Raw genomic sequence first — 18115 nt, 5'->3', positions numbered from 1 at the left:
GACATTAGGCTCCCTTAGCCTTGGCAGGCACGGTCACCCGCTCGTTGCCCATCATGAGCACAAACACGAGAGCCAGTACCGCCGGCACAAGCGCCCACAAGAACGTATTAGCAATGGAATCCGCCAAGGAAGTCGTAATCTGTTCACGCACGTTCGGCGGAAGCTGCCCCATCACTTCAGGTGAAAGAACGGCATCCGCATTTAACTCGGCACCGGCTGGCGCGTTTCCTCCGGCTTCAGCAAGTCGGCTGTTCAGGCCGTTGCGCTGGATGATCCCGAAGATCGTAATCCCCACCGTCATGCCAAAGGAGCGAAGGAAGGAGTTCGTCGATGTTGCCGCGCCACGCTGTCTGGCATCAAAGTTATGGATGGAGGCCATGCTGAGCGTGGAGAACGAGAAACCGACTCCAAAGCCGGTCAGGACCATGAAGATTGTCAACAGGTAGCGCGGCGTATCTGGGCTTATCGTGCTCAGGCAGAAAATGCCTGTGATAAAGCACAAGACGGACAGAATCATGATGTTTCTAAACGAAGTCCGGGTCGTCAGCATACCGCCGCCTTGGCTGCCGAATACGCTCCCGAGCATCATCGGCATCAGAATGAGGCCCGAATTGGTTGCTGATCCACCGTACACTCCGCTAACAAAGATCGGGATGTAGATGGTTGCCACGATAAAGGTTGCTCCATAGAACAAGGCAACGATGTTGCTCGAAGCAAACAGGCGTTTACGAAACATTTGGAATGAAATAATGGGTTCGGCTGCCCGGGTCTCTGCGAACAGAAACGCAATAAACAGAGCAATGAATCCCCCGAACAAGCCCAAAATTTGCGGTGAGTCCCATGCATAGGTTTGCCCGCCCAGTTCCAGACCGAACATTAGGCAGATGATTGCACCTACAAGCGTTGCGGCTCCCGTCCAGTCAATCTTTTGCTTGGCATGGGAACGGGTCTCCTTATAGGAAGTCATGATGAAAATAAAGGATACGATCCCGATTGGAACGTTGACATAGAATATCCATTCCCAGCCGACGCTATCGGTAATAAAAGCACCCAGCAGCGGTCCCATAATGCTGGAGGTACCGAATACGGCACCGAGCAAACCCGTCATTTTACCGCGCTTCTCCGGCGGGAACAGGTCAAACACGATGGTAAACGCAATCGGCATTAGAGCACCGCCGCCGATTCCTTGAATCGCCCGGTAAATAATAAGCTCTGTCATGTTGTTGGCCATCCCGCAGAGGGCGGAACCGATCAGGAAGACAACCAGCCCGAATATAAAGAACCGTTTCCGCCCGTACATATCGGACAGCTTGCCGAAGATCGGCGTGCCGGCCATTACGGCAACCATGTAGATCGAGGTTACCCAGACAACTTGGTCGAAGCCCTGAAGATCGCGGATAATCGTCGATAAAGCCGTGGCTACAATCGTGTTATCGATGGCGGCCATGAAGATGCCGAGCAGCAGACCGGCCACGACCAATTTGATGTTGCTTTGTTGTGCATTCATGTTAAGAATACTCCTTTTCCATATTCAACTATGTACATATTATTCAAATTTGAATAATTCGGTGGTTATATTGTAGCCGGATTAACAGATGTTGGCAAGATGTTTAATGGCACTGCCTGTCTCTACATTCGGGACAAGAAAAAACAAGGCCAACCCAAAGCTTACGGGATGACCTTGCAATAATAGGGAATCGGCTGCCGGGATACCTTCGCGTCAAGACGCGCTGTTAGCTGCTTCCAGTTAATACTTAACAGTTCATCTGCGGCGATTTGGGATCCAACTGCATAAATTCGATCCGATTGCCGTCCGGGTCCCTGGCCCAGCACTGCCAGTTGAAGTCTTTTCCTTGGACCGGCGGGACGTCGAGTTTCACGCCCTGATTGCGGAGATGTTCCGCGATGCGCTCGATATGTTCCACCTCGAGGCAGAGATGGGAGAATCCGACGGGCCGTTCTACTTGCTCCGGTTTCTGTTGTCCACCGTAAAACAATTCGATAAACTGTCCGTCACGCACCTTAATGTACTCGATCCAGGGTTCACCTTGATCGTTAGGAATATCAAAAGCACGGGTGAAACCAAGAATATCACAGTAAAAATGCAGAGACTTCTCCATATCGGCGACATCGAACGCCAGATGGGCGATTCCTTTAATCATGACAGCATTCCTCCTTGGTATGTATCAACGCTTAAGGATCAGGCGAGTTCATAAATCTATTGTAGCTTATTCTGTATACGCTTCCATATATATTTGAAAAATCGGAGGAATAAAACAATGGAGAGAAAAAGGACCTACCTGTTACGTTCGGTGAAGAACGATAAGGGGCGGTCCTTATTTGTATATTGGATAGCAGCCTACAAACACATGGATTAATGATTGCAAAATGATCGATGTAATTGTTTTCGGTGACTCCAGAAATTAGGCGTCCCTAGCGCCTCTGATGCACCGGAACTTCTTTACGCCCCTGTTTCATGGGCGACTGGCATAAAGGACAGGCCTTGCTCTCCCGATCCCGTGCGCCAGCGGCGATTCTCGCGTTGACTCGCTGCCAGCCTTTGCAATTGGCGCTGGTGCACAGCCACACGTCGACGATCTCCGTTGCAGCGGGTGCAGTCTGATGCTGTAACCTGGGAGCGGAGCCTGATCCTGAACCGATGCGTTGGCTCCTCTGGCTGGCAGTGCTTACCGTTGCCCGCCCAGCGGGTGAAGGCAAGGATGAGCGCTTGGCTGAGGTTGAGGTCTCTATGCGGACCGTACGCTTTGCCGTAAACGTCGATCGCGCCGTTGACCCGCCGCCCTTGCTTGGTATGCTGTTGCCTTGCTTGCTCTGCTCGTCCGTAACGAACACATCGCGGAAGAAGCGGGAAACCTCCGCTTTTCGCCCCCGATAAAAGCCAGGCGAACTGACAATCAATTCATCCCGTGCCCTCGTGATAGCGACATAAGCCAATCTGCGCTCTTCTTCCAGCGCATCCAGCGCCTTATCTTCTTTGTCCGATAGCGGACGCTGATCGTCCCTGCGCTCGGCGTCCAAAGCGGACGTATGCGGCAGAATGCCCTCGCTTGCCCCGATCAGGCATACCGAGGGAAACTCCAGCCCTTTGGATTTATGGATCGTCATTAAGCGGACAGCATCGGCATGTTCGTCCCGTTTCATGGCCGCCATTTCCTTATGAATGATGATCAGCCGATCGACAAATTCGACGAACTCAGCGATATCGCCAAAGCGTTTCGCTGAAGCCTCCAACTCATCCAGACCTTCCTGTATGAATTCCTTATGGAGGGTGATTTCCTGGCGCTCGTCTGCCTCCAGAAACTTGTCATAGAATTGCCGCCTCATTTCCTGTACCGCCTGAAGGGGCTCCATCGCCTTTAGTCCCTTAATGAGCTTTGTGCGATCTCTAATATTCTCGATCTGAAAATCCTTCAGGCCGGGAAAGGATAGAAGATGCGATAGAGGCCCTTTCTTGGGACGCGGAGCATCCTGCTGCCGGATGAAAGCCATGCCTTTATCCCGGTTCATGTACAGCGTATGGAGCATGCCCTCCATGGCCGTGAAATTGCGCCGGTCCAGCGACAGCCGCAGATGGTCCATGAGCGGTTTGACAATCCACTGCTCGTAGAACAGATCTCCATTCTCGTAATGAATGAACGGAATCTCCCGCATCACGAGCTGTTCAAAGATAGCCCGGCTGTTGTTCGCGGTCCGGTACAGAATCGCATGATCGCGGTACTGCTTTCCGTGCTCCCGGACCTGCTCGGTAATATGGGTCAGCAGTTGCTCCGCTTCTTGGTCTGGATCGCCTGGACGAAGATACAGCGGCACGCTGCTGCTCTTGCGGGTCGAACGCAGCTGCTTGGGGCGGCGCCGTTCATTGACGCGGATAATTTCGTTCCCCAGCCCGACGATCGAGGAGAGGGATCGATAGTTGATATCCAGCGTCACCACCTTGGCCCCGGGAAACGTCTGGTCGAATTCCAGAATGAATTCGTTGCGCGCGCCGTTGAAGCCATATATGGTCTGGTCATCGTCACCAACAACCATCAGGTTGCGATGCGGGGCGACCATCTTCTTCAGCAGCTCATAGGGCAGCAGCCCGGTATCTTGAAACTCGTCGACCATCACATAACGGTACCGCCTTTGTAGGGAGGCCAGCAAACCGGGATCCTGAGACAGTAGACGGTGGGACATGACCAGAATATCATCAAAATCCATCTGGCCATGGTCTTCCTTCCACGCTTCATAACGGGCAAAAATTTGCCTTTGCTCGACTTCTGCAGGTGTTTTGACAGGCAGCTCGTCAAGTCCGGTCATACTCATTCGATGGGCAGACCAGAGCGATAGCAGCGTCTCAGCTTCGTAGCTATCCTGCAAGCCCATTTCCCGCAAAATGCGCTTCATAATAAATTGCTGATGCCTGGAGTTGCTTAGGATTTCCTGCCTGTAGCCGCGGGTACGCAGCAAGTATAAGAAGAAGGAGTGGAAGGTTCTTGCCGTTACTTTGGCGGTTTCGCTAGCCCGTAAGCCGGGAAGCGCCATGATGCGTTCCTTCATCTCGGCTGCCGCCTTGGATGAGAAGGTGACAAGCAGGATGGAAGACGGATCGATCTTCTTGGCCGCAATGAGGTAGCCTGTCCGGCTGACCAGCACGGAGGTCTTCCCGGAGCCGGCGCCTGCAAGCGTAAGCAGCGGTCCTTGCGTATGTCGTACGGCTTGGATTTGGGCGCGATTCAGCAGCAGCCCCTGTGATTCCAAGCCGCGAAAAAAAGCCGCATCCGGCGCGTCATCGCTGATCAGGTCCTGGCTGTTCTCGAAGGAAGCCAGCTTGGCAAACGGAATATCCTGACGCTCTCCGCCGTATGGGCGTTTATAGAAGGGTATGGATGTCATGAAATTCACCAATCATTTCGTATTTCGATTATCGTCCTACCAGTTTACCGGATTCTCGGAGGTCTGGCAAAGCGCAGGATATGGATAAGAACCATGGGATGCGAAAACTTATGAATTCATAATGTGAATTTCAGAGGCGCACGCCAGAATTGAGCTGATTTGCTCCGACTCGTTTAGCCTGCCAGATCCGCGGATACGAACCAACTTTCCCTCTGAGGAAAGTGTTATATTCTTTAGGAATATTTGTTAGAAGAGCGAAGAAGAGAAGAGACATGTTCAAGGAGGAATCTTATGCTGGTTGTTATTGCTATTCTGCAGCTCATAATGATTGGGATCTTGCTGAACATCAACGGGAAGCTGAAGCCGCGCGACTATATTGCTGAAGCGATGGAGAGGGATCGTCTAATACGGGAGGAGCGGGAGAGAAAGCAGCAAATGGAGCAATGGTCACATGAGGCAAGTGCTAGCAGCGCGGATCATTCATGACCTGAATCATTTATATGGATAACAAAAATCCCGGGCTCGAAATGAGGGAAGTCCGGGATATCTGTTGCCTCTATGTGATATTGTACATGGCGCGTACTGCTCCCTGTGGTGCACGGCGTGTAAATCCTGGGTAGGCTTGGATGGCTGGCAACCATTATTCAATGTCAGCACGCCTCTAGAAACATATGGCATTCGCCAAAAGACCATCACTCGGTCCAATTCCACAATCGCACTTCCCCGACCCGCAGGTCGCGTACCCAGGATACCTCGCGCAGGGTCAGCAGCTCCTTTACGGGCCCGGTTATGACAGCACCATAGAGATGAATGCCGTTTTGCTCCACATAAGCTAAGGAAGCGTCTATGTCTACGAACGGAGCCACCCGACTCGCAATAAGCTCGTACTCCTGCAGAAGCCGCAACGATTTCTTGAATTGCTCGTTCCGCAGCTCCCCGTCCCCATAGGTTTCTACTGAAGGATAATGTCCGCCACTGGACACGACTTTGCCGAACCAACCTCTTTTTTCTTCCTTATAGGAGGTCACGGTCAAATCGTCATGATGCCAGACGGGAGAAGCTGGAAAGCCGACGGGATGGATGATCACTTCGTCTTCGCTGCCGAATCTCATATCAGGCCCGGTATCCACTGCAAACCAGACGGCCTCCATATTCCGGTTCTCGAACTGCTTGAGCAGCTCGTCAGTCGAGAAGAAGCGGTTAAACGATACATAAGCCTCGGCCACAGTGCCCTCCGGCAGTTTTTCAAGCCTGGACCATTCCCCGCTCTTGGTGGAAGAGGAACCCGCCTTGGCTTCCTTTAGCTCTTCCTTGTTATTTTCCTCTTGGCTTGCAGAAGAAGTCTCCGATTTATCTTTTGGACGATAGAAAATCTGTGATGTACCCGAGCTGCCTTCTTTCCAATCCATTTCGACCGACGGCAGCCCAAACAGGAAGTTTACGGTGTATTTACCGACGGTAACCCGTTCGCTCCCCACTTGTTTGAGCATATCCCCGTACATTTCCTGACTGAAGAAGGTTTTGCCCTGACTGTTGAGTGGAACATCTACGTTAGGTTTGGAGATCGATATGGCGGAAGCAATGGCATCCCGATATTTATCGTTTCGGTTCGGATCACCGACACCGTAAAACAACGCCGTAATGATGGAGCTAATGATCGTTATAGCCAGAAACGCCGATATCACCGTCAGCGTATTGGAGATCCGGGCTCTCCATTTGCCCCTGCGCACGATTCGCTTTTCTTTCTTGGGCGAGAGGCCGGTCTGATCGTCAGCGCGCTTGTGCATAGCGCTATTAGAATTAGAGTTTGTGTTATCCATCATTTCATCCAGGTAAGCCTGGTATTCTTCCAGCTTTTCCATTTCCCGCTCGACTTCGATTTTTTCCTCGTCACTCAAATTGCCATCTGCGTAATCTTTCAGTCGCTGCTTGAATTCTTCGCTCATAACGTTCCGTCCTTTCGTTTCATTTCCCGCAGCCGCTGCCTGGCCCGAAATAACGTGATTTTGATATGGGATAAGGTGATGCCCATAATATCCGCCGCCTCCTGGTATGAGAATTGATGAAAATCCACCAGAAGCACCGCTTGCCGCTGCTTCTCCGGAATATCGGTTAACATTTGCCCGATTTCCCTTTGGGCTTCTTGCTGAAGCAGGATGTTCTCCGGGGTATTGCGGTCGATCATCTGATCGAAAAAAACAGCGTCCCTCACGATGCTGCGGCTGGCCTTCCGCTGATAATCCACATAAGCGTTATGGGCAACCCGAAATAGCCATGGCTTGATTCGTTCTTCCTTCCAATCCTCGAGATACAGATATGCCCGGTAAAAGGTTTCCTGTACCAGGTCTTCGGCCGTATGGTGATCGTAAGAGAGGGAGTACAAGTAACGATAAACGTCTTTCACGTAATATTGATAAATCGATTCCAGACTGTTCAGTTTCATGTCCTCCCCTCTAAGTAACACACGTTTAACCAGGGCATAAAGTTACAGTTAGGCTGTGAAAAAATGAAAAGGGGCTTTAACCCCGTAAACCGCAAAAGCAAAAGCCCGCCAGGTGAGCGGGCTTCCGATAGAATATGAAGTGCAGTAGAAATGGGGGTTACCGTAAACGGTGGGACTCACGCGTTGTGCAGCATCGGAAATCACTTGCTATTCTTGTCTATGTAGGTCATCAGCGTTTTGTATTGCTTGCTGTCTTTTTCGGCATAGTCCAGTGCTTTTTTTCCGGACGCGTCTTGGATGGAGGCATCCACTTTGTGCTGGTTCAGCAGCTTGTCGATGAAAAAGTCATTCTTGTGGATGACAGCCAGATGAAGCGGTGTCTGACCATCGAAATTTGGCAGGTTGTAATCAAGCTCACCAGCTTTTCCGTCCATATGTACAAACGGGTCGTAGAGGGAGGAATCGCCGTTTAGAATCAAATAGTGCAGCAGGCCGTTGCCGGTTGCTTCGTCTTGGGAATACAACTTCGCTTCACCGGCAGCGATAACAATATAAATCTTTTGCATATTCAATTCGCCGTTCACTTCGATCAGCTTGCCAAGGTTTTTCACCAAAGGGCGTTCTTGAGCAGGTGCTCCTTCGGACTCGGAAGGCGTAGTCGGGCCAACCGGGATTGCCTCTCCATTTGAGGATTTGGGAATAATCCCGATCTGATCGGCACCAACAGAGCCGACCTGATATCCAAGCGCTTCCGAGAAGTCCCGGACAGGGACATAGAGCTTGTTCTGAATGACAACGGGGGACTCGGACAGCTTGGCCTCCGAACCGTTGACCAGGATCTTGGAATGGGACGGTACGGCCTTCAGATAAACGGCAGCGCCAACAACCGTACCGGCTGTCAGTGCCACGCCGACGATCGCGCCGAGTGCAAAAGCAGGAATAGAAGAGAAACGTTTTTTCATAATATCCTCCCATGGCGGTATATGGACTTTTACACCATTATATACCAATGCAGCGTTACCTCAATTGAATATCCGGATCCAACACGATAATTCGCTGTTCATTTAGCGCGGTGTGTAGCAGTTCATCCTTCAGTTGCCTTCCCAGTACTGATCTTCGCTGATGCCCATCGTATCCAGAATGCGCAAGTGCTGTTCCTGCACCTGCTGCGGCTGGGTCTGGAGTGTCTTCCGAAGCACCTTGGCCCTTTGAATTCCATCTTCAAGACTCGCCGCAACGCCTTGTTCATCGGCCAATTGAAGCATCAATTCCTTTGTTGCCATTTCTTAAAGAAGCGCCGAGTCATCAGGAAGGGGCGCGGTGCTATGCGCGAGGTTATTCTTATAGGTGGTTAAATTGGTATGCGTGATGTAGGTGGAACCGACTTGAATCAGCGCCTGTCCGTTCATATTGTCGTTCATGCCATGATTCTGGCCTGAGCGATCCGAAGCATCCGTAAAGAAGAGTATAATGCTTACCGTCAGGACGCTTGCCACAGCGATGCTGAGAATAGTGATATATTTACGGTTTATTTTCATGCTGTCATTCCTCCTGGCATGAATATATATAATTGCTTAGATACTAATATAGACGTTTCGTCAGCCTGAAAGGTTCTAGAGAAATGCGAAAAAAAAACGCCTGAAGGCACAAGATATAAGTGCTTTCAGGCGCAGAAGTTGCATGATGATGGAATAACAGGCTTCACGTTGAAGCTTACTTACGAAGCAGTCGGGTCTTATGCGCATAGATAATCGCTTTGTCCGCGAGAAAGGCAGCGTAGAGGAGCAGGAAGACCGAATAAGGAAATCCGGTACCGTCCAGGCTGGGAACCAACCATTCAGCGGCAATAAAATACAGCAGGGTCAGCAGCACGGGGAGCTGCCGTTTCAGGTGGTATTTCCAAACCGACCAGATGACGCCGGCAGCCCCGGCAAACAGCATGATGAGACGGACGGCATCCAATGCGGATTGCACGACCTTTCTGGCTTCCTCATTTCCGATCGCATCCGCATATTTGGAGGTGCGGCCGGCAAATATGCTCCGGAAGAGATGAACCAAAGGGTTGCCTTCGATGTATCTCGATTCGAGCCACAGCGAGGCAAGGTTCCACGGACCGGACATATACATCAAACGATTGAAAAGCGGGATGTTCAGCCACCATGGGGACAAGATGAGCAAATAACCCGCACTAATAAGAATGAGTCCGCCGGTTACAATTTTGACCGGACTGCGGTACTTGATCCAAAAGGCAATGAACAATACCGGGTACAGCAGCGCCTGAAGGTTGTAGCAAGCCATAAGCGCCGTAAGCGCGCCGGCAGCCGCGTACCAGCCGGCCTGCTTCAATTCAAGCGCTCCGATGACGGCGCAGACCAGAAGAAGCATTAAGGTCTGCATGGTCGTATCCGGCAGAATCAGCCGGACGGCGCCGTAAGCCGGCCAGAATAGCGCGTAGATCATGCATGACAGAAAGGCGATTCGCGTATTAAACATGTAGCGGGACAGCACAAAAACCAAGTAGACGGAAAATGCATGGAAGAGACATTGGAGCAGCTGGTAGGCAATCAGGGCAGCATCCATGCTTCCGAACAAGGCGGTAAGTCCGGCAATCATAAGCGGCACACCGGGCATAACGCTGGAGGCATGTTCTTCCAGGTCTCCACCGGGGTGGCTGATCATGGCCGCACTTTGGATATATCGTTCTTCGATCACGCTGCTTATGCTCGGGGAACGTTCATGAAGACCGGTAAGAACCAGCAGACATGACATAACCAGAACGGCTGCAATCAGTACCAGCAGCATCCTTCGCTGCACACGGTTTAACGTCCATATGGAAAACAAAGGGTCCACTCCACTCTGTAGATAATCTCTAGGGTTCAAATCAGAATTCATACTCTTATATATTAAAGAATAAGCAGTGAAATAAAAAGACTCCGCCAAAACGGAGCCCATAAGTTCAAGTTACGCTGCAGCGACAAGGTCAGTCCCACTATTAAAAGCCGCTGTGATACTTATCGTTACTGGATGAACGATCCTTTGACGTCCCGTCCCGCTGCTTCTCTTCCTGGCGCTCCAGCCTGGCGTCTTCCATTGGAATCGGGTCCACATGCTGCTCACTCTCGTGCATATCGAACAGGCTTTCTTGTTCCGTCGGGTATTGTTCAGGGTGATCCATGTTGCCGGGACCGTTGTGAAGCGGAAGATCCTTTTTCTTGTCAGCCACCGTTTCTCACCTCATTTATCGTTGTGATACTACCTTTATACCTTATTTGGGGAAGTATCAAACATGAAGAGGTGATAAAGGGGAGGGGATAGGTTTCTTTAAGACGTCTCCGAACTGGCTGCAGGCTGCTGCTGCGCTTCTGCCTTAAGTCTTAAATAACGGATAAACAGTTCAACAAGCTCCGAATCGAATTGCGTGCCCGAGCAGCGGAGCAATTCTTCAATTCCCTCCTCGAAGGTTTTCGTTTTCTGGTAAGGCCGTTCCGTTGTCATCGCGTCAAAGGAATCGATAATGGTCAGCATCCGGCACAGCTTGGGGATTTGGCTGCCCTTGAAGCCGTGCGGATATCCACCGCCATCATATCTTTCATGGTGCAATTCGATGTAAGGGACCAGTTCCTTGAACTTCTCGTTCGTTTCCGCAATGCGTTTCCCCCAGCTGACATGCCGTTTGACTGTTTCCCATTCGCCGGCCGTGAGCTTGTCCCGTTTGTTCAAGATCCCCCAAGGAATCTCAAGCTTGCCGATATCGTGAATGAGTGCGCCGAGTACGAAATTGCGTCGCTCCACACTATCAAGCTCGAGCACTTCGCTGATGTCCATGGCATAGCGGAACACCCGTTTGGAGTGTTTGAACGTATCCACATCTTTATACAAGAACAGCTTCAGCTGCTGCTCGATATCGCGGACGTCTTCCGCGAAGTCGATCTCGGATTCTTTTTCGGCGCCGCTTCCGTATACATGCACATTATTCTTACCCTGCTTCTTGGCATAGTACAGTGCCTGATCGGCAAGCTCGACAAGCTGTGACTTATCATGGATGTCAATCCGATAGGACGCAACACCAGCAGAGAAGGAGAGACACCCGGAGGGAAAAATCTCGACGCCGTCAAAATAGGTATCATTCAGTTTTTTGCGGAGCCTGTTAATGAAGGAGCGTGCTTTATTGTCATCGTAACCCGGCATGAGAATCGTGAATTCCTCGCCGCCGAAACGGGAGGCTACCACCTCGGCCATTTCGGATTCTACCTTGAGGTAATTGCCGAGAAATCCGAGCAGCATGTCGCCTTTCAGGTGTCCGAATTGATCGTTGTATTTTTTGAAATCATCAATATCGATCATGGCCAGCGACAATGGCGTTTCATTCACTTTGGCCTTCTTGATTTCGTCTTCCAGCAAACTTTCGAAATAACTGTGATTATAGAGGCCCGTCCGTTGATCTTTAATTGCTTTTTCCTGTACTTCGTTATACATCGTGAACAGCTGTTTAAAGGAATACGAGAGCATCACACTCAGGCCTATGAATAGGGTGAGGCCGAATACGCCGTTATGCACGATAAGAACGGAGAGGACCAGCGACAGTATAAGCGTACTCAAATAAACGAGCAGGGTGTCTTTAATGAAGGACTTCAGAATGTCGTATAAAGATCCCCGATATAATAAGTAATAATAAAATCCAAGCAGAAAAACGTTAATAATGAAATAGACGAGCAGGGCGCCAAGATAAGCCCCAAAATGATCATTGATGATGGGGCCCGATTGTCCTCCTGCTGCCTTAAAAACAAGCGAGGAACCAACGATCATGAGTGTGTATATGGAGAAGTTAACAAAATGCTTCCAAAAAGGGATCTTCCTGTCATATATTGCTGTTGCCAGAGTATTGAATAGGATTACCGAAAGAGCAAAGGGGGCGCCATATATAAATATGCAAGCTAAATAAACAGAGGAATCCATAGATTGCAAATTACCCTCAGGCGGAAGCTGGAAGGTGAAATAATTTAATATTAGGGCGGCGCCTAACATTGCATAAACCCATACCCACTGTGAAGGAGAGTAGTGTATAAATTCTCCTTGATGTACTAGTAGAAAGGTTATACAGCCCATAAGTGAAACGAACACAAAATACAGCTGTCCCGGAAGTTCCCTGGAAATCTTAGGACGCTTGAATATGGACATAACGGTTTCTCCTCAATTAAAAAGCATGGTGTATTCTCCACATTTTAAGATATATTGCGTCTCAAAACAACGAAAAAGATGTAAAAAAACAGGCTGAGCATTCCAGCCTGTTTTTTTAGGTGCTTATGTTATCCCAATCTGTATCCGGAAGTCAGAGCGACAACAACGGAAGCAACGATGATCGCATTCAATACGATACGGGAATACTTAATTTTATTAGTTTTTGTCATAGTTCTCCCTCCTTTCCAGGTGGTATGATGTATGATTAATTCTGCGGTTCAGCATGTTCAGTCGTATCGGATTTGCGCATTAAGGTTTGAACAGGGGTATTCTTCCCGGAAGTCATTAGATGGACGATGTAGAAGAATATACCGATGTTCATGATAATATCTCCGATACTGATTACCTGCGTTCTTGGATAGGGTGGAGATAACGGAATGATGTCACCAAGAAGAGACAGGCGGGTAGAGGCGTCCATAAGATAGTGCTTGGTAGTAGCTGTGGCATCCATTAGCATGTCCACATAAATGGGATCCAGCACGGATGCTGCGCTCATGGAAACAGGCATTCTGCCACCGTTCACTGCCATGACAAGGAAATTCAGAAAGACACCTGCCAAGATGCTGCCAAAACCTTTCTGATCCCGGTTTATCCAGAGAAAGATCATGCCGGCAACGTAGATGAACATAAAGACGTAGCCGCTTGCGGCTGCCAACCAATCAGAGTTCACTTGAAAGCGGAATATCAGCAGCTGCACAATCAGGAGTATGGGGAAGATTAGGCCGCCCTTCAGACGAATCTTACTGAATTGCTGCAGTCCATGACGGAGTCCGCCACGTATCAGTCCGACAATTAACCCGAGTATAATGCCGTCAAATACCATGATAGAATTCCTACTTTCATAGTTCATTATCTCTGTAATTAAGATAGTTCGACAGCGAGTTGGTAATTCCTTCAACAAAAATAAAATTTTATGAAGAAAATTAGAAGGCCGGATAAAAAGCTTGTCCCTTCCTGTATGAATGTAATGATTTATGTATATTATAGCAGATTAAAAGGATAAATCTTCCTACTTTTTTCGTGTTTCTGTTGCAGAAAAGAGCAAATTATCGAACTTTACATACCTATGGGGGGTATAGTAAAGTTAAATGGTACAATATTATATGATAGGAGGACGACAGCATGAAACAAGTGACATTGACAGTGGAAGGCATGTCCTGCAACCATTGCGTGAACTCGGTGGAAGGCGCGCTGAAGAATGCGGGAGCTTTTGGTAAAGTCGATCTTGCATCCAATACAGTGGCCGTCGAATACGACGAAACCAAGGTCAGCCTTGAAGCATTGAAAGAAGCGATTGAAGAGCAAGGCTACGATATTGTGTCCTAACGAAAGATTCCCTAGAACAATCCAAAGCCGCGAGCTTTGGCTAAAATAGGAGCCGGCTGCTGAAGCGATCGACAGCAAGCCGGTTTTTTTGCGCTGCCATCACCTCACGCGTGAACTTGCACTGCTCAAGCCTAAGTTTCATAATAGATGAAACAATTCTTTCAGAGCCTAAGGAGTGGATACCCCGATGAATGATACCCTATCACTTCTGATGAACCATCGATCGATTCGTAAATATTCGGATCAGCCCGTGTCCGAGGAGCAGCTTAGGGCAGTCGTGGCAGCAGGTCAGATGGCATCAACCTCAAGCAACGTCCAGGCATACAGTGTGATTGCCGTTACCGATCCAGATAAGAAGCAGCGGTTGGCCGCTTTAGCGGGAAATCAGGCGTATATTGTGGAATGCCCGGTATTTCTGGTGTGGTGCGCGGATCTGTATCGTTTGAAAAAAAGCACAGAGGCGCACGTGGTTGATCAAGAGACGTATGAAGATTCGACCGAGAATTTCATCGTGGCCACGGTGGATGCCGCTTTGGCTGCGCAGAATGCCGCGATCGCCGCGGAATCGCTTGGTCTTGGCATCGTGTATATAGGAGGTGTCCGTAACGCCATTGCCGAGTTCTCCGAGGCTTTGGAACTGCCGGAGCTGGTCTATCCGGTATTTGGCATGTGCATGGGCTACCCGGATCAGGAGCCGGGGCTTCGTCCTCGGCTTCCGGTGGAGGCTGTTTTGCACCGCGACAGCTATCATCGCGAGGCTACAGAGGAAGTGAAGAACTACGATCGAACCTCTTCCGAATATTTGTCCCAGCGTACCCATGGCAAAAACAACACGCCATGGTCGGCGCTTATGGCTAAACGCCTGGCAGAGCCGGTAAGGCTGCACATGAAGGACTTCCTGAAAGGGAAGGGCTTTATGGGGCGTTAGACATGAATAGAGAAAGCCGGTACGGCGCTCTCGTAAATCAATAGAGAGAGGCGGGTACGGCTGCTCTCGTGGGAATACTCCGGAGGGCACGGCTCAAGGAACTTAGCCATGTCTCGGAACCAATCCCACGCCAGCGGGCTTCGGAACCAAGCCCGGCTGGCGTGGGATTGGTGCGTGGAAGGCGAGCAGTGCACCATAAGTTTGCGCCGTAGCTTCCAGCCGCGCAGTGCTCCGTAAGTTTGCCGTAGCTTCCAAGCCGCAAGCCGGAACGAGTTGCGGCCCGGCAGTAACAGTATCGGACCGCAGATCCGTTATTTTCGCTATGGGCTCGTTTTTGCCGGATCTATCGGACACACGTTCCGTTAAGTAGCGTATAATCCGAAAAATGAGAGCCTTATTCGGTGAATAACGGACCTCATGTCCGCCACCATTCGAGAAATGGTGCTTTTGATCAAAATAAGGTCCGCTGAGTCCGCTAAAATGTGCAACTATTTTGTACATCGTGCGCACGGTTCCCTGTACGCACGATGCGTGGTTCGGGGCATGCTTGGATGACTGGCCGGCGCTAAGCGTGCCGCCATGTACGACGCTTGAACGTAGGTCATAACACAGAAACGGGGCTGTCCCAAAAGGTCATGAAATACGGACCAAGGGACAGCCCTTTTTCAGTGGTCTCCTTTTATATGGAGATTGCTGATCAGGATGACATGTGTCGGCAAATCCATCTTCTCCGTATGCTGAACCCAGTCTGATCTATTTGCCAATGCCCTGCTGACGGTATTGTCCGGGCGTGATCCCTTCAAGCTTCTTGAACATTCGATTGAAGTAGGGAGGCTGATATCCTGCGGCTTCCGCAATCTCATGAATGCGAAGATCCGTGGTCAGCAGCAATTCTTTACAGCGGTTCATGCGCACGGTTGTCAGATAGTCTATATAATTCGTGCCCGTCATCTGCTTAAACGCTTTGCTCAGCTGGGATACGCTGACACCGGCTTCCATGGCCATGGTATCCAGGGACAGGTCTTGCATCCCGTTTTGCTCGATTTGCTCCAGTACGTTTTCGACCAGCGATTTCATGGAACTGTTGAAATTTTTTGTTAACTGATCGAGGTAGGGTTCGATGATTTCTTTCTGGAACCAGGTCACGCAGGCCTTCGGGTCGCGAAGCAGGGACAGCTGTTCCTGCAGATTGGAGAAATTGTACACCTGATATGGATTTAAGCCAGCCTGCAGCATAGACCGATGAACGCTTGTGATTAACCGCATGAGGCCATGGTGGACATGCCACTCCGAGCCACCCCCGGCTTGAAGCGCCGTTACGAAGCGGCTCAGGGAACGCAGCGCATCCCCCTGAAGCCCAAGATTCAAGGTGTGAATGAAATCCTGCTCCAACTCCAGCGGAAAGTCGATCCAGTCGTTTTTCTGGGAAAGCACGGTTTCTGCTTCCAGCAGCTGACTACCTGCATCAAAGGACCGGTAATGCAGCGCCCGCTTGGCCTGTTCGAGAATATGGGGAACATCGGTCCAGGTTGAGCTTGGTCCTCCCAAGACGATGGTTGCCGACATGCGGAGCGTATCGCGCAAAGCCCGCATGATCTGATCGCACAGCTCCCTCATCAAACGCGACTGTTCATCGGCTTGATGGGAAGCCGGAACGATCAAGATGACGCCGAAGGAGCCATCGAAGAAATTGATGGGATGCATATATGCGCTTATGTCCTCCGCCAGCTCCTGGATCACGTTCAGAGCGGCATAGGTGAGAAGATGCTGATCGTTTTCCGTCAGAGGCGTCCGATCCTCCCCGTGAGTATGCTGCTGAAGCACGATGGCCGAGAACTGTTTATGGGTAATGTCAAGATCCATCTCTTGCAGCTTAAGCACGTATTCGGACTCCGTCAGGTGGGCGGCTTGTCCACTCAAAAATTGATTGATATAAGCCTCCCTGATCGCGGGCAAGGATCGCTTCCATTGGCTTTGAAGCGTATCATGCGAGAACCGGTACTGCTTCCACTCGTGTTCAATATAATCAAGCTCATTATATCGCGAGCTCGGTTTGGCCTGATCACCGCCAATCATATTCAGCATCTTGCTTATAGGACGATACATGCTCTTAGAGGCAAACCAGCTCACAGCCAGTGATGCCGCAAGCGCAAAAGCAAAGCAAATCAGAATGATATGGGTGTACGGCTTCGTTGGAGCGATGATCTTGGATTGCGGCGTGCCTGAAACATAGGTCCAATTTTGTTGCATTTTTTCGAATTGAACGGTATTCACCAGCAACACATCCTGGTCGACCGGAACCTTCAACCGCAAATGATTCGCACTCCGGACATTCTCCGGAAGCTTCAGCTGTTCCTGAATCGCACTCATCGCCTTCGGCATGTTGCGGCTCATGCCCGACTCCCCGATGACGTGACCATGGTCGTCCAGCAGGAACGAGAGATTCTCGCTATTGCGAATGACGTGCAGCTTCGACGGATCAATATAGATGACGATCGCGCCATAGGGCGTATGACCGTTGAAGGGAAGTCGCATGACGAGCGCGTGGGAAGATTTATCCTTGTTAAAAGGCCGCTCCAGGTCATGGACCCAGAACATGTCCGAATCTCCTTCCATGAGCTTGTTGAAGCTTATCGCATCCTGTTCCTGATCCAGCGTCCGCAGGCCGAGATCAGGCTCCATGATTTTATTTTGCTTTTTGATATAGAGATAGACCTGATCCACCAAGGGATCGGCATTCCCCACCAGGTTGAGCGTACTGAACAGCTCGTTTGTCTCCTCGACATTCGATACAAAGTCCATATCCGACAACGAAGGCTTGAAATGGGGCTTCACCACCATATTGAGGGCGTAGTGGACCAACTGGGTAAATTGCTCGTCTACTTGTCTCGCAGCGTCAACCAGGGCTTCTTCGTTCCGCTGCTGATATTGGTTAATCATATGCTGGTTGCCCACATAAAGGTAAACGGCCGTAATGGCCGAGATGGGGAGGCATGTTAACAACACGGCAAGCGCGATGCTTCTCCAATACATAACACCTTTGAAAACGGATTCAGGATTCTGTTGCCTCATTACGTTAACCCCCTGTTGGCATAGACAAATCAAAGGCTTGATCGAAGCGAGCCGGTAAATGATTACATACTATCATAGCGAATGAGTGGATGAGTTGAAAAGATCATATCTTCCTAATTGAGGTTGGGTCAACGTTATCGATTAACCGAATCGGACGTTTATTCGTCGTGGAAAAAAAGTGCAATACGAGGAAACGAGAATATCCTCCATGC

Annotated in this window: 17 protein-coding genes; 3 read left to right on the top strand and 14 right to left on the bottom strand. The window is 50.1% G+C overall.

Translation table 11 applies throughout. The annotated features are described in order from the left end of the window. Positions 1–4: 4 nt before the first annotated feature. From J7E85_RS29635 to J7E85_RS29625, 3 genes are all read right to left on the bottom strand, one after another. Positions 5–1507, bottom strand: coding sequence for an MDR family MFS transporter (locus J7E85_RS29635; protein ID WP_076322320.1), 1503 nt, complete (start codon positions 1505–1507; stop codon positions 5–7). Positions 1508–1754: 247 nt separating this feature from the next. Next, positions 1755–2162: a VOC family protein gene (locus J7E85_RS29630; protein WP_076322319.1), complete on the bottom strand. Its 408-nt coding sequence runs from the start codon at positions 2160–2162 to the stop codon at positions 1755–1757. A 271-nt stretch (positions 2163–2433) separates the two neighbouring features. Next, positions 2434–4896, bottom strand: a complete 2463-nt coding sequence (locus tag J7E85_RS29625; protein ID WP_215163626.1) for a UvrD-helicase domain-containing protein — start codon at positions 4894–4896, stop codon at positions 2434–2436. Positions 4897–5187: 291 nt separating this feature from the next. Between J7E85_RS29625 and J7E85_RS29620 the strand changes: the two genes are divergently transcribed. Next, positions 5188–5382: a hypothetical protein gene (locus J7E85_RS29620; protein WP_215163539.1), complete on the top strand. Its 195-nt coding sequence runs from the start codon at positions 5188–5190 to the stop codon at positions 5380–5382. A gap of 206 nt (positions 5383–5588) precedes the next feature. On the opposite strand, the gene J7E85_RS29615 is transcribed toward J7E85_RS29620, so the two are convergent. The 9 genes from J7E85_RS29615 to J7E85_RS29580 all read right to left on the bottom strand — a co-directional run bounded on the left by J7E85_RS29615 (position 5589) and on the right by J7E85_RS29580 (position 13400). Beyond that, positions 5589–6842, bottom strand: a complete 1254-nt coding sequence (locus J7E85_RS29615; RefSeq protein ID WP_215163537.1) for an anti sigma factor C-terminal domain-containing protein — start codon at positions 6840–6842, stop codon at positions 5589–5591. Further along, positions 6839–7339 (bottom strand): sigma-70 family RNA polymerase sigma factor, encoded by a 501-nt coding sequence (locus tag J7E85_RS29610; RefSeq protein ID WP_215163535.1) that lies wholly within the window; start codon positions 7337–7339, stop codon positions 6839–6841. Before J7E85_RS29610 ends, J7E85_RS29615 begins: the two co-directional genes overlap by 4 nt. Positions 7340–7539: 200 nt before the next feature. Further along, the gene (locus J7E85_RS29605) at positions 7540–8301 is read right to left on the bottom strand and encodes a stalk domain-containing protein (RefSeq protein ID WP_215163534.1); all 762 of its coding nucleotides are present in this window, start codon (positions 8299–8301) and stop codon (positions 7540–7542) included. A gap of 129 nt (positions 8302–8430) precedes the next feature. Continuing rightward, a complete protein-coding gene (locus tag J7E85_RS34365) occupies positions 8431–8622 on the bottom strand; it encodes a hypothetical protein (protein WP_251036138.1) in 192 nt (63 codons plus the stop codon). A gap of 3 nt (positions 8623–8625) precedes the next feature. After that, positions 8626–8877, bottom strand: coding sequence for a hypothetical protein (locus J7E85_RS34360; RefSeq protein WP_251036137.1), 252 nt, complete (start codon positions 8875–8877; stop codon positions 8626–8628). A gap of 175 nt (positions 8878–9052) precedes the next feature. Then, positions 9053–10189, bottom strand: a complete 1137-nt coding sequence (locus J7E85_RS29595) for an ArnT family glycosyltransferase (protein WP_353049581.1) — start codon at positions 10187–10189, stop codon at positions 9053–9055. Positions 10190–10331: 142 nt separating this feature from the next. Beyond that, positions 10332–10562 (bottom strand): hypothetical protein, encoded by a 231-nt coding sequence (locus J7E85_RS29590; protein ID WP_215163531.1) that lies wholly within the window; start codon positions 10560–10562, stop codon positions 10332–10334. A gap of 98 nt (positions 10563–10660) precedes the next feature. Continuing rightward, complete coding sequence (locus tag J7E85_RS29585; RefSeq protein WP_215163529.1) at positions 10661–12517, bottom strand: bifunctional diguanylate cyclase/phosphohydrolase; 1857 nt, start codon at positions 12515–12517, stop codon at positions 10661–10663. Between the two features lie 265 nt (positions 12518–12782). Next, on the bottom strand, positions 12783–13400 hold the full coding sequence (locus J7E85_RS29580; protein ID WP_215163527.1) for a DUF5317 domain-containing protein: 618 nt from the start codon (positions 13398–13400) through the stop codon (positions 12783–12785). Between the two features lie 299 nt (positions 13401–13699). Between J7E85_RS29580 and J7E85_RS29575 the strand changes: the two genes are divergently transcribed. Continuing rightward, positions 13700–13903 (top strand): cation transporter, encoded by a 204-nt coding sequence (locus J7E85_RS29575; RefSeq protein ID WP_215163526.1) that lies wholly within the window; start codon positions 13700–13702, stop codon positions 13901–13903. A 187-nt stretch (positions 13904–14090) separates the two neighbouring features. Continuing rightward, positions 14091–14831 (top strand): oxygen-insensitive NADPH nitroreductase, encoded by a 741-nt coding sequence (gene nfsA, locus J7E85_RS29570; protein WP_215163525.1) that lies wholly within the window; start codon positions 14091–14093, stop codon positions 14829–14831. 102 nt (positions 14832–14933) lie between these two features. Here the strand turns inward: nfsA and J7E85_RS29565 are convergent, their stop codons facing one another. Continuing rightward, a complete protein-coding gene (locus tag J7E85_RS29565; RefSeq protein ID WP_215163524.1) occupies positions 14934–15332 on the bottom strand; it encodes a hypothetical protein in 399 nt (132 codons plus the stop codon). A 252-nt stretch (positions 15333–15584) separates the two neighbouring features. Further along, positions 15585–17903 carry a helix-turn-helix domain-containing protein gene (locus J7E85_RS29560; protein WP_215163522.1) on the bottom strand — a complete coding sequence of 773 codons (2319 nt, stop codon included), beginning with the start codon at positions 17901–17903 and terminating at the stop codon, positions 15585–15587. Positions 17904–18115 lie beyond the last annotated feature (212 nt).

The organism is Paenibacillus sp. ISL-20 (genome assembly GCF_018613005.1).
Taxonomy (GTDB): Bacteria; Bacillota; Bacilli; order Paenibacillales; family Paenibacillaceae; genus Paenibacillus_AQ.
This window is presented reverse-complemented; position numbering and strand designations above follow the sequence as displayed.

Coding starts and splice junctions, on each gene's coding strand:
- nfsA (WP_215163525.1), top strand. CDS start 14,091: ATGAATGATACCCTATCACTTCTGATGAACCATCGATCGATTCGTAAA.
- J7E85_RS34360 (WP_251036137.1), bottom strand. CDS start 8,877: ATGAAAATAAACCGTAAATATATCACTATTCTCAGCATCGCTGTGGCA.
- J7E85_RS29560 (WP_215163522.1), bottom strand. CDS start 17,903: ATGAGGCAACAGAATCCTGAATCCGTTTTCAAAGGTGTTATGTATTGG.
- J7E85_RS29635 (WP_076322320.1), bottom strand. CDS start 1,507: ATGAATGCACAACAAAGCAACATCAAATTGGTCGTGGCCGGTCTGCTG.
- J7E85_RS29630 (WP_076322319.1), bottom strand. CDS start 2,162: ATGATTAAAGGAATCGCCCATCTGGCGTTCGATGTCGCCGATATGGAG.
- J7E85_RS29620 (WP_215163539.1), top strand. CDS start 5,188: ATGCTGGTTGTTATTGCTATTCTGCAGCTCATAATGATTGGGATCTTG.
- J7E85_RS29565 (WP_215163524.1), bottom strand. CDS start 15,332: ATGTACAAAATAGTTGCACATTTTAGCGGACTCAGCGGACCTTATTTT.
- J7E85_RS29585 (WP_215163529.1), bottom strand. CDS start 12,517: ATGTCCATATTCAAGCGTCCTAAGATTTCCAGGGAACTTCCGGGACAG.
- J7E85_RS29575 (WP_215163526.1), top strand. CDS start 13,700: ATGAAACAAGTGACATTGACAGTGGAAGGCATGTCCTGCAACCATTGC.
- J7E85_RS29580 (WP_215163527.1), bottom strand. CDS start 13,400: ATGGTATTTGACGGCATTATACTCGGGTTAATTGTCGGACTGATACGT.
- J7E85_RS29610 (WP_215163535.1), bottom strand. CDS start 7,339: ATGAAACTGAACAGTCTGGAATCGATTTATCAATATTACGTGAAAGAC.
- J7E85_RS34365 (WP_251036138.1), bottom strand. CDS start 8,622: ATGGCAACAAAGGAATTGATGCTTCAATTGGCCGATGAACAAGGCGTT.
- J7E85_RS29615 (WP_215163537.1), bottom strand. CDS start 6,842: ATGAGCGAAGAATTCAAGCAGCGACTGAAAGATTACGCAGATGGCAAT.
- J7E85_RS29625 (WP_215163626.1), bottom strand. CDS start 4,896: ATGACATCCATACCCTTCTATAAACGCCCATACGGCGGAGAGCGTCAG.
- J7E85_RS29605 (WP_215163534.1), bottom strand. CDS start 8,301: ATGAAAAAACGTTTCTCTTCTATTCCTGCTTTTGCACTCGGCGCGATC.